A 26,349-nucleotide genomic window follows, 5' to 3' on the forward strand; every position below is an offset into this window, starting at 1 on the left:
CCGTCACGTGCACGGTTAGTGACCGGCTCGTACCTATGGCGCTATGTCCGTCCGAGGTTGCCACCCGATCGGGTGAAGATCGAGACAATCCGACTCCGGAGCGAAACCGGTTGCGAGGGGCATCGTTGCCCCATCGGAGGGGTCCGGCCCCTCCTGCTCCCCGCACACGATCAGTCGAAAGGACGTGCGATGAACTCGCTCGCCCGTAACGCGCTCCGGTTCTCCCTGGCCGGCGCCGGAATCGCCGTGCTCGGTACCGGTGTGGCCGGACAGGCCTCCGCCGTCGAGCTCCCGGACATCCCCGGCGCGCCCGACACGTCGGCCCTCACCGACGCGGTGCCGGACCTCTCGGACGAGACCACCGTGGACGCCGACGCCACGGTGACCTTCGGTGGCCTGGAGACCCCCGAGCTGCCCTCCTCCGACGGGCTGCCGGACCTGCTCGACACCGACGCGCTCCCGGGCCTGCCGGGCGTGGACGGCCTCGAGCTGCCGTCGACCGACGGCCTGCCGGAGCTCCCCTCCACCGACGCGCTGCCGCTCGACGGGGTGTCCACCGACGCCCTGGAACTCCCCTCCGCGGACGCGCTGCCGACCGACGGCCTCCCCGCGCTGCCCTCCACCGACGGCCTGCCCTCCACCGACGCGCTGCCGTCGCTGGACTCGCTGCCGTCGGCGGACGCGCTCGACACCGACGCGCTCGACACCGACGCGCTGGACACCGACGCGCTCCCGACGCTGGAGATCCCGGACGTCATGTTCGTCGAGCTGCCGGAGCTCTCCCTCTGACGCAGCGTCTCTGACGCAGACCTCTGCGCCGACACGGCCGTCCGTGGCCGCCCCCGGCCCCGCTCGGCGTGGAGTGGACCGGGTGCGGCGCGGGCGGCCGTCGTCGTCGGAGGCCCCGACCCGCTCCCGGGCTCTCGGAGCGGGTCGGTCAGCGCAGGCCGTGCCGCGGCTGCGGCGGCGGCGCCGGCACGACCGGCGCCCGGACGATCAGTTCGTAGCGGTCGAAGTCACCCTCGGCGTCGACGACGTGCCGGAGGAACCGGAACCCGGCCCGGCGGGCGACGCCGATCGAGGCCCGGTTGGCCGGGTGCACGTCGATCGAGATCCGGTCGACGTCCCCGCGCTCGCCCAGGTAGCGGGCCGCGAGCCGCACCGCCCGGGTGGCCAGGCCACGGCGCCGGAACGCGGGATAGATGCCGTAGGACAGCCCGGCCCGCCGCGCGCCCGCCGCCGGGTCGAGGTCCGCGTCGATGGTCCCGGCGAGCACCGCGCCGCCGTCCACCCTGATCCCGAACGAGAGCTTCGGCCCCCCGTCGGCCCAGCGCTCGATCGCCCGGCGCACGTGCGCCCGGACCGTGGCCGGAGTGCCGCGGCCGCCGCTCAGCCACCGGACGATCTCGCCGTCCTCGCCCGCCAGATAGGGCCCCACGTCGTCCCAGCCGAGCGGGCTGAGTACGACCACGCCGTCCACCAGGGTGTGGGAGGGCAGCGGCACGGGAGCCATCTTGCAGCACGGGCCAACCACACCGGTCCGCCGGGCGGGGGAGCCAGGAGATCGCTCAGGACGCGGCGGCGACCCGGTAGCGGACGAGCAGCGTGTCGTCCCCGGTGACCACGCTGAGCAGCTCCAGCCGGGCGGGGTCGAGGGTCGCGCCACGGGCGATCCGGCCGGCCTCGCCGGACACCAGGAACGGGGCGACGGTCAGCCGCAGCTCGTCGACGAGCCCGGCCCCGGCGAGACCGCCGAACAGAGCCGGCCCGCCCATGCAGTTGACCCGGTGCAGCCCGCGGCGACCGAGCTCGGCGACCGCCGCGTCCAGGTCCACGGCGGCGTCGCCGGTCAGCACGACGTCCGCGCCGGCGTCGGTCCACCGCTTCTGCAGGTCGTCGTCGACCGCGGCGCAGGTGAGCACGACGGTCGGCACGAGCGTGTCGGTCAGCACCGGTGACGAGGGGTCCAGCGACCGCCCCGACGAGGTGACGACCGCCGTCACCGGCACCTCGGCCAGGCCGGACCGGCGCCGGCGGTCGGCCATCCGCTCGTCCGGGTGCACCCCGGTGAAGCCCTCCGCGGTCGCGGTACCGGCCGCGACCAGTACGACGTCGGCGAGGTCGGTCCCGAGCCGGAGCACCGTGCGGTCCGGGGCCGTCGACAGCCCGGCGGAGCGGCCCTCGACCTCCACCGCACCGTCCGCACTGGACACGAAGTTCACCGCGACGTACGGCGCGGTGCCCGGGTCGGGGTAGGCGTAGAGGGTCTCGAGGTCGGCGTCCGACAGCGGTCCGGCGTGCGCGGCGGGGAGGATCTGGTGGATCTCGCTCACGCGAGCAGTCTCACCGCGCGCGTCGGATTCCGCTCGCCGCGCACGGTGGCGACCATCTCGCAGGTCTCCCGGGTGGCCCGCACCTGGTGCGCCCGCACCATCGCCACCCCGCGGTCGGCCGCGAGAGCGGTGGCGGCCAGGGTGCCGGTGAGCCGCTCGTCCAGCGGGACGCCGAGCGACTCACCGACGACCGTCTTGTTCGACATCGCCAGCAGCACCGGCCAGCCGGTCGCGACCATCACGTCCACGCCGCGCAGCACCGCGAGGCTGTGCAGGGTGTTCTTGGAGAAGTCGATCGCCGGGTCGATCAGGATCCCCTCCGGCGGGACCCCGGCGGCGACCGCCTTCTCGGCCAGGGCGACGGTCTGGGAGACGACCGTGCCGAGGACGTCGGCGTAGCGGGGGCGGTGCGGTTCGGTCCGCGGGTCGACGTGGTCGGTGTGCGCGCTGACGTAGCCGGCCCGGTAGCGGGCGGCGACGTCGAGGATCTCCGCGTCGGCCGCCGACCAGTTGTCGTTGACCAGGTCGGCGCCGGCGGCGCAGACGGCCTCCGCCGGTCCGGCGCGGAAGGTGTCCACGCTGATCACGACGTCCGGGAACTCCCGGCGCGCCCACTCCACGGTGGGGACGACGCGGTCGATCTCCTCCTGCTCGGTGACCTCGGCCCCGGGACTGGCCGGGACACCGCCGATGTCGATCACGTCGGCACCCTCGCGCACGACCTCGGCGATCCGGTCCCGGGCGGCCTGCTCGGCGAAGGTGACCCCGTGGTCGTAGAACGAGTCGGGAGTCCGGTTGACGATCGCCATGACCATCGCCCGGTCCCGGTTCCAGGTGCGGTCGCGGAACGACAGCCTCGGCACGGGGCCTCCTCCTGCGGGCGGCCGGACCCGCTGGTGGGCCCCGACTCGGCTCCCATCCTCTCCGCCCGGCCGCGGCGGCGGCCACCCGGACCTCGTCTCCCCCGTCGTGACCACCGGTTCCACGTCTTTCTCGTCAGCCGGACGAAGAATTTCTCGACCCATTTCCTGCATCCACACGCCATTGTCGTGGGGGGCCGGGCGGGCGAGCCGGAACATTCGGCGGTGACAGCATCGGCGGATGTCACACGACAAGGTGATCATGCCCTTCACCCGTGCTGATCTGTGATGTTGCGGCACGAACACCTCCTGAGCAGCGGCTGGTCGGCAGATCGCACGAGATGTGGCCCGGTTCCCCTCACGCTCCGCAACCATTCGACGGGGCGAGATGTCGATCTTTCACTCGACTCAGTAGCGCATTTCTGGCGCATTACCGCTACCTTTTCGTCAGCGCGTGTCCCTCCCCATTCCGGCACGCGCACGTGAGCAGGAACGATGGAAAGGAACGCGTTTCGATGCGTAAGTCCGTGCGCACCGTGGCCGCCGCGGCCCTCGCCGTCCCGATGAGCCTCGGCGCCGCCGGGATGGCCTTCGCCGACGACACGACCACCCAGACCCAGGGTACGGGCGCCGCCGCGACGGCCGCCCAGGCCGCGGAGACGGTCCAGGGCAACGTCTCCGGAGCCCCGGTGACCCAGGCGAACCCGGCCCTCAACGTCAGCGACGTGCTGGGCTTCAGCAACTTCGCCAACGAGGACTTCTACGAGGGCTCCGGCTCCGGGCAGTCGATCGTCCAGGACAACTCGATCGACTCGGCGAACGAGCAGGGCAACGCGGCCGCGACCGACCAGGCCCAGAAGACGATCGTCGACCAGATCGCCGACCTCGCGGGCTGACCCAGCCCCTCCCCCGACACGCTCCCCAGCCCCGCGCCGGTCCGATGACGACACCGGTGGCGCGGACCCTCAGAGAGGACCCCTCCCCATGCGCAAGACCCTCCGCATCGCCGCCGCCTCCGCGCTGGCCCTGCCGCTGACCCTCGGTGCCGCGGGCGTCGCGTTCGCCGACGACGTCACCGAGACCCAGACCCAGGGCGTCGTCGGTGCCGCCTCCGGCCTGCAGAACGCCGCCACCGGTCAGGCCAACGGCTCCGTCGCCCCGGTCACCCAGGCGAACCCGGCCGCGAACGCCAGCGACATCGCCGGCCTGAGCGACTTCGCCAACGAGGGCGTCGTCGACGGCTCGAGCCAGGAGATCGTCCAGGACAACTCGATCGACTCCTCGAACGAGCAGGCCAACGCCGCCGAGATCGCGCAGTCCCAGCGGACCGTGCTCGACCAGGTCACCGGCCTGGGCTGATTCCACGACACCGGGGTGCACAGCCCGGTTTCTCCGGCGAACGGGCCGGTCCGCGACCTGCGGGCCGGCCCGTTCGTCTGTCCACGGCCGATAACGGAACGGCCGGACGGGCGATAACCAGAGCGACGACGACCGGCGCGGTGTCCGCCGGGCAGCCCGGCAGCGGAAGGACCCGATGTCCCCCACACCCCCCACCTCGACCGGTTCCCGGTGGCAGCGGTCGGCCGTGCCCACGCTGCTCGAGCGGGGGAGCACCCGGCGGGTCTTCGACGGCGCCGTCCTCGACGGGAACCGCAACACGATCAACGAGTACGCGACCGTCAACGCGCCCGGATCCGGGCTCGCGATCGGGCTGGTGCTGCTGGCCGTCGTGGCGGCCGGTGTCGCCACCCCGCTCGTCTACGCCGACGGCTTCTGGTCCGTGCTGCTCTGGGGCCTCGGCGGGGCGGCCGTCGCGTTCGTCGTCGGCATGATCCTCTACGCCGCGCTGGTCCCCGACCCGGCCCGTACCTACCGCAAGGAGCGGGGAACCGAGCCGTTCGTGGACGTCGAGGAGGGTTCGCGGGGCGGCCGGCTCTGCGATCTCGCGACGGCGGTCGCCGGCTCCACCGCCTGGCGCGACGGGCGGGTGGACCCCGACCGGCTGCTGCCCGCGACGCTCTGGCACGCGGTCCGGCTCGCCCGGCACGTGGACGACCAGGAGCAGCGGGTCGCCGGTGACCGCGCGGGCGGTCTCGACGAGCGTGTCCTCGCCCCGACCGTCGCCGACCTGGACGCCGCCCGCGACGAGCTGGACCGGGTCGAGACCAACCTCCGGGAGATCGCCGCGCTGGCCCGCGAGCTCGACGCCCGCGCGGCCGCTCCGGAGCGCGCGGTCGCGACCATGCCGCCGGCCCCCGACGCGGGACTGGCCGCAGCCGGGTCGGACGCGATCCTGGGCCACGCCCGCACCCTGCGCGACCTCCTCTGACCCTTTCTCAGTAGGACGACTCGTCGACCCGGGCCGCCGCACCGCCACCGGTCTCGCGCGCGGCCGCGTCGTCCAGGATCGTGGCCGTCCCGCTGGTGCCGAACCGGGTCACCCCGGCGGCGTGGAAGGCGAGGACGGTGTCCAGGTCCCGGACCCCGCCGGAGGCCTTCACCTGCACCGACGGTCCGACGGTGCGGCGCATCAGCGCGATGTGCTCCGGCGTCGCGCCACCGCCGGCGAAACCGGTGGAGGTCTTCACGAACGCCGCGCCCGCCCGCTCGGCGGCCCGGCAGCCGGCCTCGATGTCGTCGTCGGAGAGCAGCGCGGTCTCCAGGATCACCTTGACCACGCGGCCGTCGGCCGCCTCGACGACGGCCCGGACGTCTGCCTCGACGTCGTCGAGCAGCCCGCTGCGCAGCCGGCCGACGTTGATCACCATGTCCAGCTCGGCGGCGCCGTCGGCGATCGCCTGCCCGGCCTCGGCGGCCTTCGCCGCCGTGCTGGTGGTCCCGTGCGGGAAGCCGATCACGGTGCCGACCGCGACCCCGGTGCCGGCCAGCCGCGCCGCGGCGTAGCCGACGTCGCTCGGCCGCACGCACACGCTGAAGATCCGGTAGCGGGCGGCGACGTCCAGCTGGGCGTCCACATCGGAGCGGGTGAGCTCCGGCTTCAGGATCGCGTGGTCGATCATGCCGGCGATCTCGGTCGCGGTGAGGGTCGGGGCGTTCACGTCGGGGAAGGTTACGCCGCGGCCAGCACATGCGGGGCGGCCCGCACGCTGCGATGCTGGCCGCGTCGTTGCCGGAGACACCGGTGACCGCGAGGAGGCGATCATGCCGGAGGACGAGCGGCCGGCCCCGGCGTACGAGACCCGGGACACCGCGCTCGGGCCCGCGCTGCGGTTCGAGCGGTCCCGGCACCCGTCGGGCGCGATGGTCGTGCACGCGATCGGTGCCGTGGACGACGAGACGTCCCCGGACCTGTGGGTCGAGCTGGGGATGTGGTCGGAGGACCACCGCGACCTGGTCCTCGACCTGTCCGGTGTGGACTTCCTCGGCACCGCCGGGCTGACCTCGCTGCTGGAGGCCCGCGACGTCATCGGCGCCGAGGGCGGGCGGCTGCGGGTGATGTGCGGCAGCAGCCGCGCCGCGCGCCGCGCGTTGCAGGTCACCGGGGCGATGGAGATGTTCGACGTCGTCGACCGGGTCCCGGAGAACCCGGGGCCGTCCGCGAACACCGTGTTCGCGGTGCCCGACCCGGACGTGCGGCTGGACGGCCGTCCGCGCGACTGAGAGCGACCTGCGCAGCAGTGGGCCCCGTCCGGAAAGGACGGGGCCCACTGGCGGTCGAGGGAACGGGCCGACCGGTTACTGGTCGAGGCCGACCGCGATCGCGCGGACCGGCGCCCCCAGGCCGCCCAGGTCGTCGGCGTCACCGGTGAGCAGGTCGACCGCCCACAGCCGCTTCTCACCGTTCACCTCGACGGCGGCGAAGGCGTCGTTGGCCACGGTCACGCCGTCGACCACGGTGCTGTAGACGTCGAGACCGGCCTCCGGACCGATCTCGGCGGGCAGCGAGCCGGTCGGGGCGAGGGTGCCGTCGTTGGCCGGGGACTGGACCGAGACCCGGTCCAGCTCGGTGTCGAGCACGAACAGCGTCGTCGCGGTGGAGTCGTCGAGGTCGTTGTTCGTGTAGCCGGCCGCGGAGACACCGGTCGCCGGGACGGTGCCGGTGGCCGGGGCCGTCGCCGGGTTGGTGAGCGCGGTGTCCTCCACGGTGTCCGCCAGCGGCATGGTCGCGAACGGCTGGCGCAGGTTCTGCCCGCTGTCGCTGATCACGCGCAGGGCGTTCGCGGCCGGGTTGAAGTCGACGCCGAAGTACTCGCCGTCCAGGTCGACGCTCAACCGGCCGATCTTGCTCGCGGACGCGTCGGAGTCGTCGACCTCGTAGATCCCGCCGCCGTCGCCGACGCCGTAGAGCAGGCCGTCCTGCACCCGGTAGTCGATGCCGACCAGGTACTTGTCGCCCTCGAGGCCCGAGACGGCGCCGATCACGTCGACGGAACCCGGAGCGGAGGTACCGAAGGACACGAGCTTGTCACCGGCCAGGCCGGTCACGCCGAGACCGGAGTCCTTGGTGGCGCCGTGGTCGGTGCCGGCCATCGCGGCCGGAGCAGCGAGTGCGGCCGCCGCGGTGAGCGCGGCGACGGTGATGAGAGTGCGTCGGACAGTGAGCGCCATGGGGAGTCCTCGGATGTCGGGGGAACGATCTCTCCGGGCTCAACGGCTGTCACGCGGTGAAGTTACGAACCGGACATACGGTTGTGCATTGCACCGTTCGGACTATCTCGACATCACCCGGACGCTCTCAGTCATCACTCAGGGCCAGCACCGAGCAGGGCAGGTCCGCCTCCGGTCCCGGAGTCCCCCCGAGCGCACCCACCAGCCGCTCCCGGGCCCGGGCGAGGTGTTCCTCCAGGAGTACGGCCGCGGCGTCCCCCTCGCCGGACTCGACCAGCTCGACCAGCCGCTCGTGCTCGGCGGCGATGATCGCCGGGCTCAGCAGCTGGCGGCCCTGGACCTGGGCCATGCACAGCTTCACCTCGGAGGCGAGCGAGCGGTACATCCGGCTGGTCCGGGCGTTCCCGGCGGCGTCGACCATCGTGGTGTGGAACCGCATGTCCGGCTCGATGATGTCGAAGCTCGAGCCGTCCCAGCGCCGCCGGATCTCCGCGTTCGCCTCCCGCGCCTCCTCGGGGACGACGACGCGCGCCCGGGCCAGCCGGCGCAGCACCTCGGCCTCGAGGTGGGAGCGGGACAGGTAGATGTCGCGCACGTCGTCCGGCCCCAGCCGGACGACCCGGGCGGTCTTGTGTGTGCTGCGCTCCAGCAGTGACTCGGCGACCAGCCGCTCGATGGCCGCCTTCGCCGTCGCCCGGGCCACCTCGTAGCGGCCGGCGACCTCGGCCTCGGTCAGCGACTCGCCGGGGCCCAGCTCACCGGACAGCACGCCGCTGCGCAGATCGTCGGCGATCGCGTCCACGACGGAGGCGACCGTGATCCGGGCTACCACGGCGTGAGCTCCATAAGGGTCAGCTTACTCCGAAGGTTCATTCAGCAATGTTGTTGATCCAGCGATCTCGTCGAGCCAGCAGTCTTGTCGATCTGGTCAACTTGCTGAACAATCCGTCGGACTGACACACCTTCTCGACGAGGAGACCTCCGGTGTTCCCACAGACGCTCGATCCGATCGGTGGATCGCTCGCCCTCTCGGCGCTGCTCGCGGCCACTCCGCTCGTGTTGCTGTTCGTGCTGCTCGGCATCTTCAGGTTCAAGGCCTACCGGGCCTCGCTGATCGGGCTGGCGGCCTCGGTGCTGCTCGCCGTGGTCGGCTGGGGGATGCCGGTCGGCCAGGCGCTGAGCGCCACCGCCGAGGGCGCCTTCTACGGCGCGTTCCCCATCCTCTGGATCCTGGTCAACGCCCTGTGGATCTACCGGTTGTCCGTGGTGACCGGCTGGTTCGACGTGCTCGGCGACAAGATCAGGGCGATCTCCGACGACCAGCGCGTGCTGGCGATCCTGATCGCGTTCTGCTTCGGTGCGCTGCTGGAGTCGCTCGCCGGGTTCGGCGCCCCCGTCGCGATCTCGGCCGCGATGCTGATGGCCGCGGGCATGAAGCCGCTCAAGGCCGCCACCGTGTCCCTGCTGGCCAACACCGCGCCGGTGGCGTTCGGCGCGATGGGCACCCCGGTCATCACCCTGGCCGGGGTCACCGACATCGACCTGCACCTGCTGTCGCAGATGACCGGCCGGCAGACCCCGTTCATCGCCCTGGTCGTGCCCCTGATCCTGGTCTTCATGGTCGACGGCCGCCGCGGAGTCCGGCAGACCTGGCCGGTCGCGCTCGTCGCCGGTGCCACCTTCGGCCTCGCCCAGTTCGTCACCGCGAACTACCTGACGGTGGAGATCACCGACATCATCGCCGCGATCGCCACCGTCGTGGTCGTGCTCGCCATGGTCCGGATCTGGAAGCCGGCCAACCCGCTGACCCCGGCCCCGGCCGACTCCGCGTCCGACGGGATCGACACCGACGGCGCCGGCGGCACCGAGGGCGGGACCCCCGCCGGCCCGGCCGGCCCGACCGGCGGCTCCGGCGTCGCGGCGCCGGAGAAGACGACCCCGGCGCGCACCGGCAGCACCTGGAACGCGGTCGCCCCGTACGCGATCATCATCGCGATCTTCTCGCTCAGCCAGATCCCGGCCGTGAAGGCGTGGCTGACCGAGTACGGCTCGGTCAGCTTCGGATGGCCCGGCCTGGACATCGTCAACGCCTCCGGCGACGAGGTCGCGGCCACCACCTTCAAGCTCGACCACCTCAAGGCCACCGGCACCCTGCTCCTGCTGTCCGGCCTGATCACCATGGCCGCCTACCGGATCAGCCCCGCGAAGGCCGTGAAGGCCTACAAGGACACGCTGGTCCAGCTGAAGTTCACGATCGTCACCGTGCTCGCCGTGCTCGCCCTGGCGTTCGTGATGAACCTGTCCGGCCAGACCGCCAGCCTCGGCTTCGCCCTCGCCTCCACCGGCGGGCTGTTCGTCCTGCTCTCCCCGGTCATCGGCTGGATCGGCGTGGCGATCACCGGCTCGGACACCTCGTCCAACTCGCTGTTCGGCCTGCTGCAGGTCACCGCGGCGAACCAGACCGGGCTCTCGCCGGTCCTGATGGCGGCCACCAACTCCTCGGCCGGCGTGATGGGCAAGATGCTCTCGCCGCAGAACCTCGCGGTCGCCGCGGCGGCGGTCGGCATGGCCGGCCAGGAGGGCGAGATCTTCCGGCGGCTGATCTGGTGGAGCCTGGGCCTGCTGGCCCTGTTCACCCTGCTCGTCGTGCTGCAGGCGAGCGTGTTGTCGTGGATGGTGCCCGCATGACGGATTCCCGCGGCGAGCTCCTGACCGATCTGGGGGCCTGCCTGCCGCACGCCGACCAGGTCCGTGGGGACGAGTTCTCCCGGTACACGCAGGCGCACGACGCCTCGCACTTCCAGCTGCTCCCGACCGCCGTCGTCACCCCCCGGGGTGCGGCGGAGGTCGGCCGGCTGCTCGCGCTCAGCCACCGCAGCGGCGTCCCGCTGACGTTCCGTTCCGGTGGGACCGGCCTGTCCGGGCAGGGCGTGACCGACCAGCTGCTCGTCGACACCCGGCGGCACTTCCGGGACGTCGAGATCCTCGACGACGGCCTGCGGGTGCGCGTCCAGCCGGGGGTCACCGTGCGCCAGCTCAACGCCCGTCTGGCCCGGTACGGCCGCCGGTTCGGGCCGGACCCGGCGAGCGAGGCGGCCTGCACCGTCGGCGGGGTGCTGGCCAACAACGCCAGCGGGATGGTCTGCGGGACGACCGAGAACAGCTACCGCACCCTGGAGTCGGTGGTCGCCGTCCTGCCCTCGGGCACGGTCGTCGACACCGGCGCCCCGGACGCCGACGAGCGCCTGCGGGCACTCGAACCGGACATCTACAAGGGACTCCTGGAGCTGCGGGACCGGGTCACCGGGAACGCGGCGTCGGTCGGGACGATCACCGCGCAGTTCGCCATGAAGAACACCATGGGCTACGGGCTGAACGCGCTGCTCGACCACGACACCCCGTCGGAGATCCTCACCCACCTGCTGGTCGGCAGCGAGGGCACGCTCGCCTTCGTCGCCTCGGCCGTGTTCCGGACCGTCCCGCTGCGGACCCGGATCTCCTCGGCGCTGCTGGTGTTCGACGACCTCTACGCGGCCAGCGCGGCACTGCCCGAGCTGGTCGGCACCGGGGCGGCAACGCTGGAGCTGATGGACGCGACATCACTGCGGGTCGGGCAGTCCTTCGCGGACTGCCCGCCCGAGGTGGCCCGGATCGCGGTGCGCGAGCACGCCGCGCTGCTGGTCGAGTACCAGGGGCTGGCCGAGGACGAGCTCGCCGGGCTCGTCGCCGGCGCGGAGCCGGTGCTGGCCGGCCTGCCCACCTCCGAGCCGGTGGCACTGAGCACCGACCCGGCGGTGCGGGCTCCACTGTGGAAGCTGCGCAAGGGTCTGTACTCGTCGGTGGCCGGGGCGCGCCCGCAGGGCAGCACCGCGCTGCTGGAGGACGTGGTCGTCCCGGTCCCGGCGCTGGCCGGGACCTGCCGGGAGCTGGCGGTGCTGTTCGACCGCTACGCCTACACCGACAGCGTGGTGTTCGGGCACGCAAAGGACGGCAACATCCACTTCATGCTGACCGACCGGTTCGAGACCGACGAGCAGCTGGGCCGCTACCACGCCTTCACCGAGGACATGGTCGAGCTGGTCCTCGGCCACGGCGGCTCGCTGAAGGCCGAGCACGGCACCGGCCGGGTGATGGCGCCCTACGTACGCCGCCAGTACGGCGACGAGCTCTACGAGGTGATGCAGGAGATCAAGGGCCTGTTCGACCCGCACGGGGTACTGAACCCGGGTGTGATCCTCAGCGAGGATCCGGACCTGCACCTCAAGCACATCAAGCTCTCACCGGTGGTCGACGAGGAGGTGGACCGCTGCACCTCCTGCGGCTTCTGCGAGCCGGTCTGCCCGAGCAAGGACCTCACCCTGACCCCGCGGCAGCGGATCGCGGCCCGGCGGGCGATCGCCGACGCCGAGCTCGCCGGGGACACCGCGCTGGCCGGGCGCCTGGAGGAGGCGCAGGAGTACCGGTCGGTGCAGACCTGCGCGGTCGACGGCATGTGCCAGACCGCGTGCCCGGTCCTGATCAACACCGGGGACCTGGTCAAGAAGCTGCGCCGCGCCGACGCGCCGAAGGCCGACGCGAAGGTCTGGAAGACCGCCGCGAAGCACTGGAGCACGGTCACCCGGGGCGCGTCGCTGGGGCTCACCGCGCTGTCGAAGGCCCCGTCCGCGGTCGCCCCGGCCGTCACCGCGGCGACCCGCGGCGCCCGGTCGGTGGCCGGCGAGGACCGTGTTCCCCTGTGGACCAGGGACCTGCCCGGCGGCGGTCCGCGACGGCGCCGTCCGGCGCCGGACGGCGCCCCCGCGGCGGTCTACCTGCCGGCCTGCGTGAACACCATGTTCGGCGCGGCCGACGGCGGACCGGGCACCCAGGCGAGCGTCGAGGCACTGTGCGCGGAGGCCGGCATCACGCTGGTCGTGCCGGAGGGGATCGACTCGTTCTGCTGCGGGACGCCGTGGTCGTCGAAGGGGCTGCCCGGCGGCTACGACACGATGCGCGACCGGGTGGTCCCGGCCGTGCTGGCCGCCACCCTCGGCGGCGAGCTGCCGGTGGTGACCGACGCGTCGTCGTGCACCGAGGGGTTCCACACGCTGCTCGCCGACTCGGGTGTCCGGGTGCTGGACGCGATGACCTTCGTCGTCGACGAGGTGCTGCCCCGGCTCGGCGAGCACGCGAAGGTGGCGTCGGTGTCGGTGCACCCGACCTGCTCGTCGGCGAAGCTCGGGCTGGACCCGGCGCTTCTCGCGCTGGCCGCCGAGGTGGCCGACGACGTGCACGTCCCCGACTCCTGGGGCTGCTGCGCGTTCGCCGGCGACCGGGGGATGCTGCACCCCGAGCTCACCGCGTCGGCGACCGCCGCCGAAGCGGCCGAGGTGCGGGAGCGGGACGCGGCGGCGCACGTGTCCTGCAACCGCACCTGCGAGCTGGGGATGACCCGGGCGACCGGGAAGTCCTATCAGCACGTGCTCGAGCTGCTGGCCGACCTGGTGGGCAGCGCTACTGGGCGGTGAGCACGATCTTCCCGGTGTGCGCGCCGCGCAGGAACTCCTCCTGCGCGGCCGGGAGCTCGGCGAGCGGGTACCGGGCGGCGATCCGCGGGCGCACGGCGCCGGAGCGGGCGTCGGCCAGCAACCGGTCGAAGTGCGCCGGGGTGTGCATCGAGGACCCGATCAGCGACACGTTGTGCAGGTAGAGCCGGCGCAGGTCGAACGGCACGACCGGGCCGGCCACCGCGCCCGCGATCACCCACCGGCCGCCGTCGCGGATCGAGGGCAGCAGCGCCGCGACGAGCTCGCCCCCGGCGACGTCGGCGACGGCGTCGAGCCCGTCCGGCGCGGCCGCGGCGACGGCGTCCGGCCCGCCGGCGCGGTCCACGATCCGCTCCGCCCCGGCCGCACGGACCGCGTCCGCCTTGGACGCCGAGGTCACCGCGGTCACCTGCGCGCCGCGGGCGGCGGCGAGCTGCACCAGGGCGAGACCGACGCCGCCGGACGCTCCGGTGACCAGCACCGTCTCCCCCGCGCCGATCGCGGCGCGTTCGAGCATCCCGGCCGCGGTGCCGTAGGCGACCGGGAGCGCGGCCAGCTCCTCGTCGCTCAGCGGCGACGTCGTCACGTCGTGCACCCGCCGGGCGTCGACCAGGACGTAGCCGGCGAACCCGCCGTCGGCCTCACTGCCCAGCAGCCCCACCGGACCGGCGTCCGGCCCGTCGCCGTCGTAGAGGGCCGGTTCGACGAGCACCCGGCGCCCGGCCAGGCCTGCATCCACACCGGACCCGGTCGCCTCGACGACCCCGGCCGCGTCGCCGCCCTGGATCCGCGGGAAGTCGATCGGACCGCGCCAGCCCGAGAGTGCGTCCGGGTCGCCGGGACGGCCGTAGGCGCCGGTGCGCGTCCACACGTCGGTGTTGTTGAGCGCGGCCGCCGTGACCCGCACCCGGACCTGCCCCGGACCGGGCTCGGGCACCGGCACCTCCCGGTACTCGAGCACCTCCGGCCCGCCGTGCCCGGTGAGCACCCACGCCCGCATCGTCTCCGCCACGTCGTCACCCTCCTCGCGAGGACTTCACCGATCTGTGAAGTCGAGTCCGTGCGATACTACACAGATCTGTGAAGTCCGCCCGAGGAGACACCGTGCCCCGATCGCTGACCCCCGGCGCCCGCCGGGTCCTCGACGTCGCCGCGCGGCTGTTCTACGAGCGCGGGCTGCACGCGGTCGGGGTCGACCTGATCGCGGCCGAGTCCGGGGTCACCAAGCGCACCCTCTACGACCGGTTCGGCTCGAAGAACGCCCTGGTCACGGCCTATCTGGAGGAGCGCGACGAGCGCTGGCGGGACCGCGTGCGAGCCCGGCTGGACGAGCTCGACGAGCCGGCCCGTCGGGTACTGGCGCCGTTCGACGTGCTGGTCACCTGGGTCCCGGACAACCCGCGGGGGTGCGCGTTCGTGAACGCCTCCGCCGAGCTCCCGGACGCCGGGCACCCGGCCCGCGCGGTGGTCGTCGGAGAGAAGGAGTGGCTGCGCGAGCTCTTCCGCACCGAGCTCGCCGCGGCCGGCGCCCCGGACCCCGGGCCGGCGGCACTGACCCTCCTGCTGCTGCACGAGGGCGCGCTGGCCGCCGCCGGAGCGGCGGGGATGGACGACGCCCCCGGGGCCGCGCGACGGGCGGCCGGCACCGTGTGCGCCCAGGCCGTCGGATCCCCGGGCTGACGGGACGCCGGTCCGGATCCGGGCGATGGTCCGGGGCGGGCGTAGGGCGATCGCTGTCCCGTTCCGGTCGGTGCCACATGTGGCACCGACCGGGACCGAGTTCGTGATCACGAGGCCCCGCCGGCGGCTATCCGGGGCCCTCGAGCGTCGTCGACAACGCGGCGCAGACCTCCCGCACCGCGGCGAGGCCGGCCGCGATCGCGGGCTGTTCCCGGGAGCCCGCCCGAACCGCGGCGATGACCCGGCGGATCGGCACCGGCGGGGCGCCGACCGGCACCCGGCGGGTGTCGTGGCGGGCCGGCAGCTCGGCCAGGCGCGGGACCAGCGCCACCCCGAACCCCCGGGCGACCAGCGCGGCTCCGGTGTCCCACTCGTCGGCGTAGTGCGCGACCTGGGGCGCGAAGCCGGCGCTGGTACAGGCCAGCACGACGAGCTGGTGGTAGGCGCGTCCGGGCGTGCTGCCGATCCAGGGCTCCCCGGCCAGCTCGCTCAGCGCGACGTCGTCCCGGCCGACCGCCGGATGCTCCGGCCCCACCAGCAGGTCCAGCGGCTCGGAGTAGAGCTCCTCCTGCTCGAACGCCTCGTCGGACACCGGCGGGATGCTCGGGGTCGCGACGACCACGGCGATGTCGGTGTCCTCGGCGGCGAGCAGGTCGAACGAGCGGGCCGGCTCGTTCTCGCGCAGGTGCAGGCGCAGCGCCGGGTGCTCGCGCCGCAGCCGTTGCAGGGCCTGCGGGACGACGGCCGCGGCGGCGGTGGAGAACGCGCAGAACCGCAGGGTGCCGCGCACCTCGCCGCTGCGGTGCGCGGCCAGGTCGGCCCGCGCGCGCTCCCACTGGGCGGCGAGCACGTCGCCGTGCTCGAGCAGCGAGCGCGCGGCCGCGGTGAGCCGCACCCCCCGGCCGACCGGCTCGAGCAGGACGACGCCGAGCTCGCGGCTCAGCGCCTGCATCTGGTGCGAGACCGCGGACGGGGTCAGCCGGCACACCTCCGCGGCCGCCGTCACCGTCCGGTGCTGCTCGATGGCCCGCAGCACCCGCAGCCGCCGATCGATCATGCAATCAGCGTACAAGATCACGCGTCTGATTCTTCGATGGACGCGAACGTTTCCCGGCTCCCACACTGCGCGTGCACTCCGAACCCGAAGCCACGCAGGAGGAGAGATGTCCAGGTATCGCGCGGTCGTCGTCGGGCTCGGGGGTCTCGGATCCGCCGCGCTGCACCGGCTGGCGACCGAGCTCGGCCCGGACGTGCTCGGTATCGAGCAGTTCGAGCTCGGCCACCACCGGGGTGCCTCGCAGGACCACTCCCGGATCATCCGGCTCGCCCAGCACGAGGACGCGTACGCCGCGATCGCCGCGCCGGCCTACAAGGCGTGGGACGAGGTGGAGGCCGAGTCCGGGCAGCGGCTGGTCACCCGCACCGGGGGCCTGGTGATCGAGGACCGGGACGCGCGCCGCACGATCGCCACCGGCAGCCGCAACATCGAGGGCTACACCGCGGTGTTCGACCGGTACGGCGTCGCCTACGAGCTCCTCGACGCCCAGGAGCTGACCTCCCGGTGGCCCCAGTTCCGGGTCGGCGGCAGCGAGCAGGCGCTTTACCAGGCCGAATCCGGGATCGTCGACGCCGGGCGGGCCAACGCCGTGCACATCGCGCTGGCCCGCGCGCACGGCGCCGAGATCCGCACACACACCCCGGTGCGGGACATCCGGCCGGACGGCGCGGGCGTCGCGGTGGTCACCGACTCCGGCACGGTGCTGGCCGACCGGGTCGTCGTCACCGCCGACGCCTGGACCAACCAGGTGCTCGCCGGGGCCGGTCTGTCGCTGCCGCTGACGGTGCTGCGCGAGCAGGTCACCTACTACTCCACCCCGCACCTCGCGGAGTTCTCACCGGCCCGGTTCCCGGTGTTCATGTGGCACGGCCACCACAACTTCTACGGCTTCCCGGTCTACGGCGAGGTCGCCACGAAGATCGGCCAGCACATGGGCGGCGACGAGACCACCGCCGACGACCGGTCGTTCGAGCCGGACCCGGTGCGCCGCGAGCGCTACTCCGCGTTCGTGAAGGCGCACCTGCCCCGCTTCGGCGGGCCGGAGCTCTACTCGAAGACCTGCCTCTACACGGTGCCGCCGGACCAGGGTTTCGTCCTCGACCGGCTGCCCGGGCACCCGCAGATCGTCGTCGGCATCGGGGCCGGGCACGCCTACAAGTTCGCCGCGCTGATCGGCGGGCTGCTCACCGACCTCGCGCTGGACCGCGAGCCCGCGCACCCGATCGACGCGTTCTCGATCGACCGGCCGGCGCTGACCGACCCGTCGTTCCCGCGCAGCTTCCACGTCTGAGAAGGCCCGAGAGGAGTACCGCGATGACCGCCGAGCTCACGAACACCGGCACCGATCCGCACGCCCTGCTGCCGGCCCGTCCCGTCGATCCCGCCCGCTTCACCGACGAGTCGCTCTACGCCGCGACCCGGCTTCCGGTGGACCTCGCCTCGACGCTGCTGCCCGACGCCTACTCGTCGCCGGAGTTCTTCGCCCTGGAGCAGGAGAAGGTCTTCGCCGGCGGCTGGGTCGCGGTCGGGTTCGCCTCCGATGTGGACCGTCCCGGCGCCTGCGCCGTCGTCGAGGTGGCCGGTCGGTCGATCATCGTCACCCGGAACCGGCACGGTGAGCTGCGCGGCTTCCACAACCTGTGCCGGCACCGCGCCACGAAGCTGCTCGACGCCGACGCCCGCGAGGTCGGCAAGCGCGGCCGGATCCGCTGCCCGTACCACAACTGGACCTACGACACCGACGGAACGTGCCTGGGTACGCCGCTGTTCGAGGACTCCGACGTCCCCGCGGGCGAGGAGACGATCTTCGACACGTCGGTGGCCCGCGGCTTCGACCGGGCCGACTACGGGCTGCTCACGGTCGCCGTCGACACCTGGGGTTTCCTGCTGTTCGTGAACCTCGCGCCCGACCCGGCGCCGCTGGCCGCCGACCTCGGCGACCTTCCGGCACGGTTCGCCGACTACCGCCTGGAAGGGTGGGTGCCGCAGCGGCGCAGCACCTACGACGTCGCCGCGAACTACAAGCTCGTCGGCGAGAACTTCATGGAGTACTACCACCTGCCCTGGGTGCACCCGGAGCTGAACCAGGTCTCGAAGTTCTCCGACCACTACCGCTGGCAGGGACCGGGGAAGTACACGGGCATGTGCACCACGCCGGTGTCGCGCAACACCGAGGCCGGCGGCTGGGACGGTCTGGCGCCGCTGAGCTCGCTGGGTCCGCAGGACGCCGACGCCGGCCGGTTCGTGTGGCTGTTCCCGAACACCGCGCTGGTCGTGCTGCCGAACCACACGTTCGTGCTGCTCAACCGGCCGGTCGCGGCGGACCGCACGGTGGAGACGGCGGTGCTGCTGACCCATCCCGAGTCGCTCGACGACCCGGACGCCGAGGCGGGGACCGAGCAGCTGGCGAAGTTCTGGGACCTGGTCAACCGGCAGGACATCGAGATCGTCGAGCGGGTCCAGGAGGGCATCGCGAACCCCGCCTACCGGGGCGGGCGGATGTGCTTCCGCTTCGAGGAGCCGCTGCACCGGTTCCAGAACATGGTGATCGACAAGATGGTGGGCGTCGACCGGGTGCCGGGGGGTGACGAGGACACCATGACCCGGATGTTCCCGGACCCGTGACCACGCTCGAGGTGGCGACGGACCGCGGTCTGGCGGTGGAGGACCCCTCCACCGGGGAGACCGTCGCGCACGTCCCCCGCGGAGATGCGTCCGATGTGGACCGCGCCGTCCGGGCGGCGGCCGCCGTCGCCCCGCGGCTGCGCGCCGTCGCCCCGGCCGACCGCGGACGGGCCCTGCGGACACTCGCCACAGAGCTCGACGGGGCGCGCGAGGAGCTCGCCCGGCTGGAGACCACCGACACCGGCAAGCCGCTCTCGCTGTCCCGCGCCGAGATCGGCGGCTGCGTCGACTACCTGGAGTACTACGCCGGCGCGGCGGACAAGGTGCACGGCGAGACCATCCCGGTCGGACCCGGCTCGCTGGCGTACACGCAGCGCGTGCCGGTCGGGGTGACCGCGCACATCGTGCCGTGGAACGCGCCGCTGTCGATGCTGTGCCGCAGCGTCGCCCCGGCCCTGGCCGCCGGGAACGCCGCGGTGGTCAAGCCGGCCGAGCAGACCCCGCTGACCGCCCTGCGGTTCGCCGAGCTCGTCGCGGCCGCGGGGTTCCCGGACGGGACGGTCGAGGTCGTCACCGGGCTGGGCGCCGAGGCCGGCCACGCGCTGGCGTCGCACCCCGGTATCGGGTCGCTGACCTTCACCGGGTCGGTGGCCACCGGGCGGGCGGTGCTGCGCGCGGCAGCCGAGCACATCACCCCGGTGGTCACCGAGCTCGGCGGGAAGTCCCCGCAGATCGTGTTCGCCGACGCCGACCTGGACGACGTCGCCGCCCAGGTGGTCACCGGGTTCACCGCCAACACCGGCCAGTACTGCGACGCCGGCTCCCGGCTGCTCGTCGAGCGGTCGGTCGCCGACGAGCTCGTGGCCCGGATCGTGGCCCGGACCGACGCGCTCACCCTCGGCCCGGGGACCGACGACCCCGACCTCGGTCCGCTGGTGTCTGCCGAGCACCGCGCCCGCGTGCTCGACTACACCTCGATCGGGACGGCCGAGGGGGCGGTCCCGGTCGGCACCCCTCGTGAGCTGCCCGAACGCGGATACTTCGTCGCTCCGACGATATTCACCGGCGTGCGCCCGGAGATGCGGATCGCGACCGAGGAGATCTTCGGACCGGTTCTCGCGGTGCTCGGGTTCGACGACGAGGACGAGGCCGTCCGGCTCGCCGACGCCACCGACTACGGCCTCGGCACCGGCATCCACACCCGCGACATCGACCGCGCGCTGCGCGTGGCGGACCGGGTCGACGCCGGCTACGTGATGATCAACGAATACTTCGGCGGCACGACCGCGGTCCCGTTCGGCGGGACCAAGCTCAGCGGCACCGGCCGCGAGCGGGGCCTCGTCGCCCTCGACTCCTACCTGACGCTCAAGACCGTCGTCACCCGGATCGCCGGAGGCCAGCAGTGGAACTCATGATCACCGAACGCCGCGACGAGTCCGACGGCGTGCTGTCCCTGGTGCTGGAACGGCCCGACGGCGGCGCGTTGCCGGCCTGGGAACCGGGGGCGCACGTCGACGTCGTCCTCGACGAGGGGCTCGTCCGGCAGTACTCGCTGTGTTCCGACCCGGACGACGACCGCCGGTGGCGGCTCGGGATCCTGCGCGTACCGGACGGACGTGGCGGGTCGGAATGGGTGTTCGACAAGCTGCACGGAAGCGACATCGTCGAGGTCGGCGAGCCGCGCAACCACTTCGGACTGCAGCCCGCGGCGCGCTACGTGTTCGTCGCCGGCGGCATCGGGATCACTCCGATCCTGCCGATGATCGCGCACGCGTCGCGCTCCGGTGCACAGTGGACGCTGCTCTACGGCGGGCGCAGCCGGTCCTCGATGGCCTTCCTCGACGAGCTCGCCCGGTACGGCGACCGGGTCACGGTCGTACCGCAGGACGAGGCCGGGCTGCTGGACCTCGCCTCGGTCCTCGACGACCTCGAACCGGACACCGGTGTCTACGCCTGCGGCCCGGAGCCGCTGCTCGACGCCGTCGCCGACCGGATGGGCGACCGGCCGGCGGGCAGCCTGCACGTCGAGCGCTTCACCCCCCGCGAGACCACATCGGACTCCGCCTCGTTCTCCGTCATGTTCCGGGCCAGCGGCGTGACCGCGACGGTGCCGCCGGACCGCAGCATCCTCGACGTCGCCGAGGAGGCCGGCGTCGTCGCGGACTGGTCCTGCCGGGAGGGCACCTGCGGGTCGTGCGAGACCCCGCTGGTCGGCGGGCGCGCCGAGCACCGGGACTCGGTGCTGTCGGGCGAGGAGCAGGCGGCCCAGGACTGCCTGATGATCTGCGTGTCCCGCGCCGAGCGCGGCTGCCCGCTGCTGGAACTCGACCTGTGACGCCGCACCGGACGAGCAGGTTCCACGTCCGCGCGCAGGACCAGCCGGTCGTCGACCAGAGCGACGCCGGGAACGAGGCCTGGCGCGACGCCGGCGGGGATCCGCGGGACCGGGGGCGCCTGGTCGAGCTCGTCTCCGAGCAGCTCGTGGGGTCGGAGCGACTGATGGTCGGGCTGGCCTGGCTCAGCCCCGGTGAGGTGCATCTGCTGCACCACCACCCGCACGCCGACGAGTGGTACTACGTCATCGGCGGGGCGGCGGAGTTCACGGTCGGCGACGAGATCGTCCGGGGCGAGCCTGGCTCGACGCTGTGGATCCCGAGATCGGTGCCGCACCGCATCCACAACGACGGGTCGGAGCCGCTGGAGTTCCTGTGGGGGTTCGACAAGCCCCGTCTGGACGCGGTGGGCATCGTCTGGGACGAGTAGCGGAGCCGACGTGCCGGTCCCGGGGATCGCCGCTAGCGTCAGGTGCGACGGCGACCGAACTGGAGCATCCGATGCCGCTGCGTTCCGAGCTGCCCGTCCCGACGCTCGACCTGGATCCCGACACCCCGCACGTCGCCGACTTCTACCGCTACGGCGACCTCCTCACCGACGACGAGAGCGCGGCCCTGCGCCGGCTGCGCGCGTTCCTGGCGGCCGAGGTCGCCCCGGTCGTCGAGCGGGCGTGGGAGACCGCCGAGTTCCCGATGCAGCTGGTCAAGGGCTTCGCCGGGCTGGACCTGGCGGGAGCGGCCTATGCCGACCCGCCGGCGCGCCGGGTGTTCCTCGGCTTCTCCCACGCCGAGATCGCCCGCATCGACCCGTCGGTGAACAGCTTCTTCGGTGTCCACACCGGACTGGCGATGGGCTCGATCTCGGCCTGCGGCACCGCGGAGCAGCGGGAGCGCTGGCTGCCGGCGATGGCCCGGATGGAACAGATCGGCGCGTTCGGGCTGACCGAGCCGCACGGCGGGTCCGACGTCGCGGGCGGGATGGAGACGACCGCGACCCGCGACGGCGCGAAGTGGGTGCTGGACGGCGAGAAGCGCTGGATCGGCAACGCCACGTTCGCCGACCTGATCGTGATCTGGGCCCGGGACACCGACCCGGACGCCGGCGGCGCGGTCCGCGGCTTCGTCGTCCCGGGCGGGACCCCCGGCATGACCGTGGAGAAGATCGAGGGCAAGCAGGCGCTGCGGATCGTGCAGAACGCCGACATCGTGCTCGACGGCGTCCGGGTCCCGGAGTCGCACCGGCTGTCCGGCGGTCACGGCACGTTCGCCGACGCCGGCGCGGTCCTGCAGCGGACCCGCGCCAACGCGTGCTGGGGCGCGGTCGGCACCCAGATGGCGGCCTACGAGCTGGCGCTGTCCTACGCGACGCAGCGCGAGCAGTTCGGGCGCCCGATCGCCGGGTTCCAGATGATGCAGGACCTGATCGTGCAGATGCTCGGCAACGTCACCGCCTCGCTCGGGATGGCCGTGCGCTGCGCGCAGCTGATCGACGACGGGCAGGGCTCGGACGCGCACTCCGCGCTGGCCAAGGAGTTCTGCGCGAGCCGGATGCGCGAGACCGTGGCGCTGGCCCGCCAGCTCGTGGGCGGGAACGGGATCCTGCTGGGCAACGGCATCGCCCGCTACTTCGCCGACGCCGAGGCGCTGTTCTCGTTCGAGGGCACCCGGGAGATGAACACCCTGATCGTCGGGAAGGCCGTGACGGGGCGCAGCGCGTTCGTCCGCTGATCAGCGCCCGCGCCGCGCGTCGAGGCGCCGGTTTCCCGCCCCGGCCGCGGCGGTCATTCGCTCCAGGAAGGTGATCACGGTCCGCAGCTCGTCGTGGCAGGCGCCGAGCAGGGTGTCCGCGATCTCCTGCCCGGCGAGCGCGAGGAACTCGCGGTGGCGCTCCCGGGCCCGCGGGGTCGGGTACAGGACGACGCGGCGACGGTCGGTGTCGTGCCGGACGCGTTCGACGTACCCGGCCGACGCCAGCCTGTTCAGCAGGATGCTGGTGGCCCCGCTCGTCATGCCAATCCGCCGGGAGAGCCGGGCCGGCGAGAGCGGGGTACCCGCCTCCGCGGCCCAGGTGATGTGCCCCAGCGCGTCGGCGTCCGAGCCCGGGAGAGCCAGGTGGTCGGCGAGGTTCCGGTTCAGCTCGGCGTAGCCGACGGCCCAGCCCCGCAGCCGGTGCATGACCTGCTCCTGCTCCGGCGACCAGTCCGTCGTCCACGGATCCGACATGCGACCTCCACGACGCCGGGTTAGCTTTGCTGCAAAGCTACTAGGGGGCACCCCATGGTCACACGTCGCGCGCTGATCTCCGGCGCCAGCATCGCCGGGCTGTCGGCCGCCTACTGGCTGCGCCGTACCGGGTGGGAGGTCACCGTCCTCGAGCGGGCGCCGGAGTTCCGCGACGGCGGCCAGAACGTCGACGTCCGGGGGGTCGCCCGCGAGGTACTCGAGGAGATGGGCCTGACCGCGGCGGTGCGCGAGCAGAACACCACCGAGACCGGCACGGTGATCGTCGACCGGACGGGGGCGGTGATCGCCGAGCTGCCCTCGGACGGCCCGGACGGGGCGACCGCGGAACTCGAGGTGCTGCGCGGCGATCTCGCCCGCACGATCCTCGACCACCTGCCCGAGGGCGTCGAGATCGGCTACGGCGACCCGATCGCCGACGTCACCCAGGACGAGGGCGGCGTCACGGCGACCACCCGCTCCGGGCGTGTGCTGCACGTCGACCTGCTCGTCGTCGCGGAGGGAGTCCGTTCACGCACCCGCGACCTCCTGTTCGGCGACCTGGTCGAACACCACCAGCTCGGCATCGCGATGGCGTTCGGCACGATCCCCCGCACGGCCGGCGACGACGACCGGTGGCGGTGGTACTACACCGTCGGCGGCCGCCAGGCCCACCTCCGGCCGGACAACCACGGCACCACCCGCGCGATCCTGGCCCACGCCGGGACCGACGACCTGGCCACGCTCGACCGCGCCGACGTGCTGGCCCGGCTGCGCGCGCACTACGCCGACGCCGGCTGGGAGACGCCCCGCATCCTCGACGGCTTCGCCGACACCGACGACCTCTACATCGACCAGCTCACCCGGATCCACGTGCCGACCTGGCACCGGGGGCGGGTCTGCCTCATCGGAGACGCGGCCTGGTGCGTCACCCCGCTCGGTGGCGGCGGTGCCTCGTTCGCCCTCACCGGTGGCTACGTGCTGGCCGCCACCCTGTCGCAGGGCCGGATCGAGACCGGGCTCGTCGCCTACGAGGACTGGATGCGCCCCCTCGTCGACGGTGTCGCACGCCTGCCACGCGCCTTCACCCGCATCGCCTTCCCCCGGACCCGGGCCGGCCTCGGCACCCGCCGGCTGCTGGACCGCGCGATCACGGTGCCGCCGTTGCGCGGTCTCGTCTCCCGGATGACGGCGGTCGCCGGCACCGAGCGCCCCCTGCCCACCCTCGCCGGAGCCCGGACGTAGCGCCCCGGCTCACGGGCGTGCCCGGGTGTTGAGCCGGGCGGCCCGCCGTGTCAAGTGATCACGCTCGGCCGGGTCGGACGCCACGCGGGCGGCTTCGGCGTACAGCCGGGCCGCGGTGTCCGGGTCCCCGTCGCGTTCGTGCAGGTGGGCCGCCACCGCGGCGTACCGGGGAAGCGAGTCGTCCAGCTCGGCGAGCGCGGCCAGGCCGGTCCGCGGCCCATCGGCCTCACCGACCGCGACCGCGCGGTTGAGCCGCACGACCGGGCTGCCGGTCAGGCGCACCAGCTCGTCGTACCACTCCACGATCTGCGGCCAGTCGGTCTCCTCCGCCGTCCGCGCGTCGGCGTGCAGGGCCGCGACGGCGGCCTGAGCCTGGTACTCCCCCAGCCGGTCCCGGGCCAGCGCCGCCTGCAGGATCGCGACGCCCTCGGCGATCGCCGCGGTGTCCCACCGGCTCCGGTCCTGCTCGTCGAGCGGCACCAGGGCACCGTCGGGTGCGGTCCGGGCGTGGCGCCGGGCGTGGTGCAGCAGCATCAGCGCGAGCAGCCCCGCCACCTCCGGATGGTCGATCGCGGCCGCGAGCCGGCGGGTTAGCCGGATCGCCTCGGCGACCAGGTCGACGTCGCCGGAGTAGCCCTCGTTGAAGACCAGGTAGAGCACGCGCAGCACGGTGCCGACGTCGCCGGGCCGGTCGAGCCGTACGCCCGACACGGTGCGCTTGGCCCGGCTGATCCGCTGCGCCATGGTCGCCTCGGGCACCAGGTAGGCCTGCGCGATCTGGCGGGTGGTGAGCCCGCCGACCGCGCGCAGCGTGAGCGCGACCGCCGACGACGGCGACAACGACGGGTGGGCGCACAGGAAGTAGAGCCGGAGTGAGTCGTCCACACCGGACGCCGGCCCGGGCTCCGGCTCGGTGTCGACGACCTCCTCCCGACGGCGTCGCGCGTCGTCGGCCCGGGTCGCGTCGAGGAACCGGCGCCAGGACACGGTGACCAGCCAGCCCTTCGGGTCCCGCGGCGGGTCGGCCGGCCACACCCGCAGCGCCTCGACCAGGGCGTCCTGGACGGCGTCCTCGCCCGCCGCGAAGCCGGCTCCGCGGCGGACGAGGACCCCGAGCACCTCCGGCACGAGGCGCCGGAGCAGCTGCTCGTCCACCTCAGTCGGTGACGGTCGGCGGCGGCGCCATGAACGGGCGCAGCTCCAGCCACTCGTGGATCGGCTTCCCGCCGGCGCCGGGTGCGGCCGAGAGCTCCCCCGCGAGTTCGAGCGCGCGGTCGTAGCTGTCCACGTCGATCACCATCCAGCCCGCGATGAGGTCCTTGGTCTCGGCGAACGGGCCGTCGGTGACCGGCGGGCGGCCCTCGCCGTCATACCGGACCCAGGTCCCCTCCGGCGCGAGGCCCTGGCCGTCGACGAACTCACCGGTGCCCTCCAGCCGGGCCGCGAAGTCGTGCATGTACTTCACGTGGTCCGAGATCTCCTCGGGCGTCCACCGGTCCATCGGGACGTCGTTCACCGCCGCCGGGGCGCCGCGGTAGTGCTTGAGCAGCAGGTACTTGGCCATGGTTGGTCTCCTCGGTGCGGGGCGGCCCATTCTGGCCGCTCTCACCCCGGGGACGGAGCCACTCACCCGTTCTCGACAACCCCGCCGGAGAATTCTTCCCGCCGTGCCGCGCGCCGATGACGACGAAGGGGGCCGACCACGGGCCAGCCCCCTTCGTCAGGACGTCGAGCTGCCAGAACGATCGTCCCACCGTGCCGCAACAGGCGGACCCATCCGACTGTTGCAAGACACTGGCGACAGCCTACGGCTGAGCGGTGCCACCCGTCCACAGCTAGGGTCGAACCAGTACCGACGTCTGGTTGTTGCGACCAGATGGCAACGTGTCGATCCCGTACGAG

General features: G+C 73.3%; 26 protein-coding genes. 15 read left to right on the forward strand and 11 right to left on the reverse strand.

Features of this window, described 5'->3' with window-relative positions:
* The first annotated feature begins 189 nt into the window (after nucleotides 1–189).
* The gene (locus WIS52_RS12585; RefSeq protein WP_349298372.1) at nucleotides 190–789 is read left to right on the forward strand and encodes a hypothetical protein; all 600 of its coding nucleotides are present in this window, start codon (nucleotides 190–192) and stop codon (nucleotides 787–789) included.
* Between the two features lie 148 nt (nucleotides 790–937).
* On the opposite strand, the gene WIS52_RS12590 is transcribed toward WIS52_RS12585, so the two are convergent.
* The 3 genes from WIS52_RS12590 to folP all read right to left on the reverse strand — a co-directional run bounded on the left by WIS52_RS12590 (nucleotide 938) and on the right by folP (nucleotide 3,196).
* Nucleotides 938–1,504: a GNAT family N-acetyltransferase gene (locus WIS52_RS12590; RefSeq protein WP_349298373.1), complete on the reverse strand. Its 567-nt coding sequence runs from the start codon at nucleotides 1,502–1,504 to the stop codon at nucleotides 938–940.
* Between the two features lie 64 nt (nucleotides 1,505–1,568).
* Complete coding sequence (locus WIS52_RS12595) at nucleotides 1,569–2,333, reverse strand: dihydrofolate reductase family protein (protein WP_349298374.1); 765 nt, start codon at nucleotides 2,331–2,333, stop codon at nucleotides 1,569–1,571.
* Nucleotides 2,330–3,196: a dihydropteroate synthase gene (gene folP / locus WIS52_RS12600; RefSeq protein WP_349298375.1), complete on the reverse strand. Its 867-nt coding sequence runs from the start codon at nucleotides 3,194–3,196 to the stop codon at nucleotides 2,330–2,332. Before folP ends, WIS52_RS12595 begins: the two co-directional genes overlap by 4 nt.
* Nucleotides 3,197–3,708: 512 nt before the next feature.
* Here folP and WIS52_RS12605 point away from each other — a divergent pair.
* The 3 genes from WIS52_RS12605 to WIS52_RS12615 all read left to right on the forward strand — a co-directional run bounded on the left by WIS52_RS12605 (nucleotide 3,709) and on the right by WIS52_RS12615 (nucleotide 5,522).
* A complete protein-coding gene (locus WIS52_RS12605) occupies nucleotides 3,709–4,089 on the forward strand; it encodes a hypothetical protein (RefSeq protein WP_349298376.1) in 381 nt (126 codons plus the stop codon).
* An 88-nt stretch (nucleotides 4,090–4,177) separates the two neighbouring features.
* Entirely contained in the window at nucleotides 4,178–4,552 is a 375-nt protein-coding gene (locus tag WIS52_RS12610; RefSeq protein ID WP_349298377.1) for a hypothetical protein, read from the forward strand.
* A 175-nt stretch (nucleotides 4,553–4,727) separates the two neighbouring features.
* Complete coding sequence (locus tag WIS52_RS12615; RefSeq protein ID WP_349298378.1) at nucleotides 4,728–5,522, forward strand: hypothetical protein; 795 nt, start codon at nucleotides 4,728–4,730, stop codon at nucleotides 5,520–5,522.
* A gap of 7 nt (nucleotides 5,523–5,529) precedes the next feature.
* Here the strand turns inward: WIS52_RS12615 and deoC are convergent, their stop codons facing one another.
* Nucleotides 5,530–6,252: a deoxyribose-phosphate aldolase gene (deoC, locus tag WIS52_RS12620; RefSeq protein WP_349298379.1), complete on the reverse strand. Its 723-nt coding sequence runs from the start codon at nucleotides 6,250–6,252 to the stop codon at nucleotides 5,530–5,532.
* A gap of 103 nt (nucleotides 6,253–6,355) precedes the next feature.
* On the opposite strand from deoC, the gene WIS52_RS12625 reads away from it, so the two are divergent.
* On the forward strand, nucleotides 6,356–6,814 hold the full coding sequence (locus tag WIS52_RS12625; protein ID WP_349298380.1) for an STAS domain-containing protein: 459 nt from the start codon (nucleotides 6,356–6,358) through the stop codon (nucleotides 6,812–6,814).
* A gap of 75 nt (nucleotides 6,815–6,889) precedes the next feature.
* Here WIS52_RS12625 and WIS52_RS12630 read toward each other — a convergent pair whose 3' ends face one another.
* The gene (locus tag WIS52_RS12630; protein ID WP_349298381.1) at nucleotides 6,890–7,762 is read right to left on the reverse strand and encodes a DUF4394 domain-containing protein; all 873 of its coding nucleotides are present in this window, start codon (nucleotides 7,760–7,762) and stop codon (nucleotides 6,890–6,892) included.
* 127 nt (nucleotides 7,763–7,889) lie between these two features.
* Complete coding sequence (locus WIS52_RS12635; RefSeq protein WP_349298382.1) at nucleotides 7,890–8,594, reverse strand: GntR family transcriptional regulator; 705 nt, start codon at nucleotides 8,592–8,594, stop codon at nucleotides 7,890–7,892.
* Between the two features lie 152 nt (nucleotides 8,595–8,746).
* Between WIS52_RS12635 and WIS52_RS12640 the strand changes: the two genes are divergently transcribed.
* Both WIS52_RS12640 and WIS52_RS12645 read left to right on the forward strand, forming a co-directional pair.
* Nucleotides 8,747–10,450: an L-lactate permease gene (locus WIS52_RS12640; RefSeq protein ID WP_349298383.1), complete on the forward strand. Its 1,704-nt coding sequence runs from the start codon at nucleotides 8,747–8,749 to the stop codon at nucleotides 10,448–10,450.
* Nucleotides 10,447–13,269 carry an FAD-binding and (Fe-S)-binding domain-containing protein gene (locus WIS52_RS12645; RefSeq protein WP_349298384.1) on the forward strand — a complete coding sequence of 941 codons (2,823 nt, stop codon included), beginning with the start codon at nucleotides 10,447–10,449 and terminating at the stop codon, nucleotides 13,267–13,269. Before WIS52_RS12640 ends, WIS52_RS12645 begins: the two co-directional genes overlap by 4 nt.
* Here the strand turns inward: WIS52_RS12645 and WIS52_RS12650 are convergent.
* On the reverse strand, nucleotides 13,256–14,299 hold the full coding sequence (locus WIS52_RS12650; RefSeq protein ID WP_349298385.1) for a zinc-binding dehydrogenase: 1,044 nt from the start codon (nucleotides 14,297–14,299) through the stop codon (nucleotides 13,256–13,258). The two genes, WIS52_RS12645 and WIS52_RS12650, sit on opposite strands and share 14 nt — an antisense overlap.
* A 92-nt stretch (nucleotides 14,300–14,391) precedes the next feature.
* Here WIS52_RS12650 and WIS52_RS12655 point away from each other — a divergent pair, with 92 nt between their 5' ends.
* Complete coding sequence (locus tag WIS52_RS12655; protein ID WP_349298386.1) at nucleotides 14,392–14,967, forward strand: TetR/AcrR family transcriptional regulator; 576 nt, start codon at nucleotides 14,392–14,394, stop codon at nucleotides 14,965–14,967.
* 127 nt (nucleotides 14,968–15,094) lie between these two features.
* Here the strand turns inward: WIS52_RS12655 and WIS52_RS12660 are convergent, their stop codons facing one another.
* Nucleotides 15,095–16,024: a LysR family transcriptional regulator gene (locus WIS52_RS12660; protein ID WP_349298387.1), complete on the reverse strand. Its 930-nt coding sequence runs from the start codon at nucleotides 16,022–16,024 to the stop codon at nucleotides 15,095–15,097.
* 106 nt (nucleotides 16,025–16,130) lie between these two features.
* On the opposite strand from WIS52_RS12660, the gene solA reads away from it, so the two are divergent.
* The 6 genes from solA to WIS52_RS12690 all read left to right on the forward strand — a co-directional run bounded on the left by solA (nucleotide 16,131) and on the right by WIS52_RS12690 (nucleotide 22,710).
* Nucleotides 16,131–17,315 (forward strand): N-methyl-L-tryptophan oxidase, encoded by a 1,185-nt coding sequence (solA, locus tag WIS52_RS12665; protein WP_349298388.1) that lies wholly within the window; start codon nucleotides 16,131–16,133, stop codon nucleotides 17,313–17,315.
* A gap of 23 nt (nucleotides 17,316–17,338) precedes the next feature.
* Nucleotides 17,339–18,649 (forward strand): aromatic ring-hydroxylating oxygenase subunit alpha, encoded by a 1,311-nt coding sequence (locus WIS52_RS12670; protein ID WP_349298389.1) that lies wholly within the window; start codon nucleotides 17,339–17,341, stop codon nucleotides 18,647–18,649.
* Complete coding sequence (locus tag WIS52_RS12675) at nucleotides 18,646–20,064, forward strand: aldehyde dehydrogenase family protein (RefSeq protein WP_349298390.1); 1,419 nt, start codon at nucleotides 18,646–18,648, stop codon at nucleotides 20,062–20,064. The genes WIS52_RS12670 and WIS52_RS12675 overlap by 4 nt, the downstream gene beginning before the upstream one ends.
* Nucleotides 20,061–20,984 carry a PDR/VanB family oxidoreductase gene (locus WIS52_RS12680; protein WP_349298453.1) on the forward strand — a complete coding sequence of 308 codons (924 nt, stop codon included), beginning with the start codon at nucleotides 20,061–20,063 and terminating at the stop codon, nucleotides 20,982–20,984. The genes WIS52_RS12675 and WIS52_RS12680 overlap by 4 nt, the downstream gene beginning before the upstream one ends.
* Nucleotides 20,981–21,412, forward strand: a complete 432-nt coding sequence (locus WIS52_RS12685; RefSeq protein WP_349298391.1) for a cupin domain-containing protein — start codon at nucleotides 20,981–20,983, stop codon at nucleotides 21,410–21,412. The genes WIS52_RS12680 and WIS52_RS12685 overlap by 4 nt, the downstream gene beginning before the upstream one ends.
* Before the next feature lie 71 nt (nucleotides 21,413–21,483).
* Complete coding sequence (locus WIS52_RS12690) at nucleotides 21,484–22,710, forward strand: acyl-CoA dehydrogenase family protein (protein WP_349298392.1); 1,227 nt, start codon at nucleotides 21,484–21,486, stop codon at nucleotides 22,708–22,710.
* On the opposite strand, the gene WIS52_RS12695 is transcribed toward WIS52_RS12690, so the two are convergent.
* Entirely contained in the window at nucleotides 22,711–23,205 is a 495-nt protein-coding gene (locus WIS52_RS12695; RefSeq protein WP_349298393.1) for a MarR family winged helix-turn-helix transcriptional regulator, read from the reverse strand. It lies immediately after the preceding gene.
* A 54-nt stretch (nucleotides 23,206–23,259) separates the two neighbouring features.
* Here WIS52_RS12695 and WIS52_RS12700 point away from each other — a divergent pair, with 54 nt between their 5' ends.
* Nucleotides 23,260–24,447, forward strand: coding sequence for an FAD-dependent monooxygenase (locus WIS52_RS12700; protein ID WP_349298394.1), 1,188 nt, complete (start codon nucleotides 23,260–23,262; stop codon nucleotides 24,445–24,447).
* Between the two features lie 9 nt (nucleotides 24,448–24,456).
* On the opposite strand, the gene WIS52_RS12705 is transcribed toward WIS52_RS12700, so the two are convergent.
* On the reverse strand, nucleotides 24,457–25,602 hold the full coding sequence (locus WIS52_RS12705; RefSeq protein ID WP_349298395.1) for an RNA polymerase sigma factor: 1,146 nt from the start codon (nucleotides 25,600–25,602) through the stop codon (nucleotides 24,457–24,459).
* Nucleotide 25,603: 1 nt separating this feature from the next.
* A complete protein-coding gene (locus WIS52_RS12710; protein ID WP_349298396.1) occupies nucleotides 25,604–26,011 on the reverse strand; it encodes a YciI family protein in 408 nt (135 codons plus the stop codon).
* Nucleotides 26,012–26,349: the final 338 nt, after the last annotated feature.

The organism is Pseudonocardia nematodicida, assembly GCF_040105385.1.
Lineage (GTDB): Bacteria > Actinomycetota > Actinomycetes > Mycobacteriales > Pseudonocardiaceae > Pseudonocardia > Pseudonocardia nematodicida.

What these genes read in the sequence shown, in the direction of transcription:
- WIS52_RS12585 (WP_349298372.1), top strand. Translation starts at nt 190, where the DNA reads ATGAACTCGCTCGCCCGTAACGCGCTCCGGTTCTCCCTGGCCGGCGCC.
- WIS52_RS12605 (WP_349298376.1), top strand. Translation starts at nt 3,709, where the DNA reads ATGCGTAAGTCCGTGCGCACCGTGGCCGCCGCGGCCCTCGCCGTCCCG.
- WIS52_RS12610 (WP_349298377.1), top strand. Translation starts at nt 4,178, where the DNA reads ATGCGCAAGACCCTCCGCATCGCCGCCGCCTCCGCGCTGGCCCTGCCG.
- WIS52_RS12615 (WP_349298378.1), top strand. Translation starts at nt 4,728, where the DNA reads ATGTCCCCCACACCCCCCACCTCGACCGGTTCCCGGTGGCAGCGGTCG.
- WIS52_RS12625 (WP_349298380.1), top strand. Translation starts at nt 6,356, where the DNA reads ATGCCGGAGGACGAGCGGCCGGCCCCGGCGTACGAGACCCGGGACACC.
- WIS52_RS12630 (WP_349298381.1), bottom strand. Translation starts at nt 7,762, where the DNA reads ATGGCGCTCACTGTCCGACGCACTCTCATCACCGTCGCCGCGCTCACC.
- WIS52_RS12645 (WP_349298384.1), top strand. Translation starts at nt 10,447, where the DNA reads ATGACGGATTCCCGCGGCGAGCTCCTGACCGATCTGGGGGCCTGCCTG.
- WIS52_RS12660 (WP_349298387.1), bottom strand. Translation starts at nt 16,024, where the DNA reads ATGATCGATCGGCGGCTGCGGGTGCTGCGGGCCATCGAGCAGCACCGG.
- solA (WP_349298388.1), top strand. Translation starts at nt 16,131, where the DNA reads ATGTCCAGGTATCGCGCGGTCGTCGTCGGGCTCGGGGGTCTCGGATCC.
- WIS52_RS12670 (WP_349298389.1), top strand. Translation starts at nt 17,339, where the DNA reads ATGACCGCCGAGCTCACGAACACCGGCACCGATCCGCACGCCCTGCTG.
- WIS52_RS12680 (WP_349298453.1), top strand. Translation starts at nt 20,061, where the DNA reads ATGATCACCGAACGCCGCGACGAGTCCGACGGCGTGCTGTCCCTGGTG.
- WIS52_RS12690 (WP_349298392.1), top strand. Translation starts at nt 21,484, where the DNA reads ATGCCGCTGCGTTCCGAGCTGCCCGTCCCGACGCTCGACCTGGATCCC.
- WIS52_RS12695 (WP_349298393.1), bottom strand. Translation starts at nt 23,205, where the DNA reads ATGTCGGATCCGTGGACGACGGACTGGTCGCCGGAGCAGGAGCAGGTC.
- WIS52_RS12700 (WP_349298394.1), top strand. Translation starts at nt 23,260, where the DNA reads ATGGTCACACGTCGCGCGCTGATCTCCGGCGCCAGCATCGCCGGGCTG.
- WIS52_RS12710 (WP_349298396.1), bottom strand. Translation starts at nt 26,011, where the DNA reads ATGGCCAAGTACCTGCTGCTCAAGCACTACCGCGGCGCCCCGGCGGCG.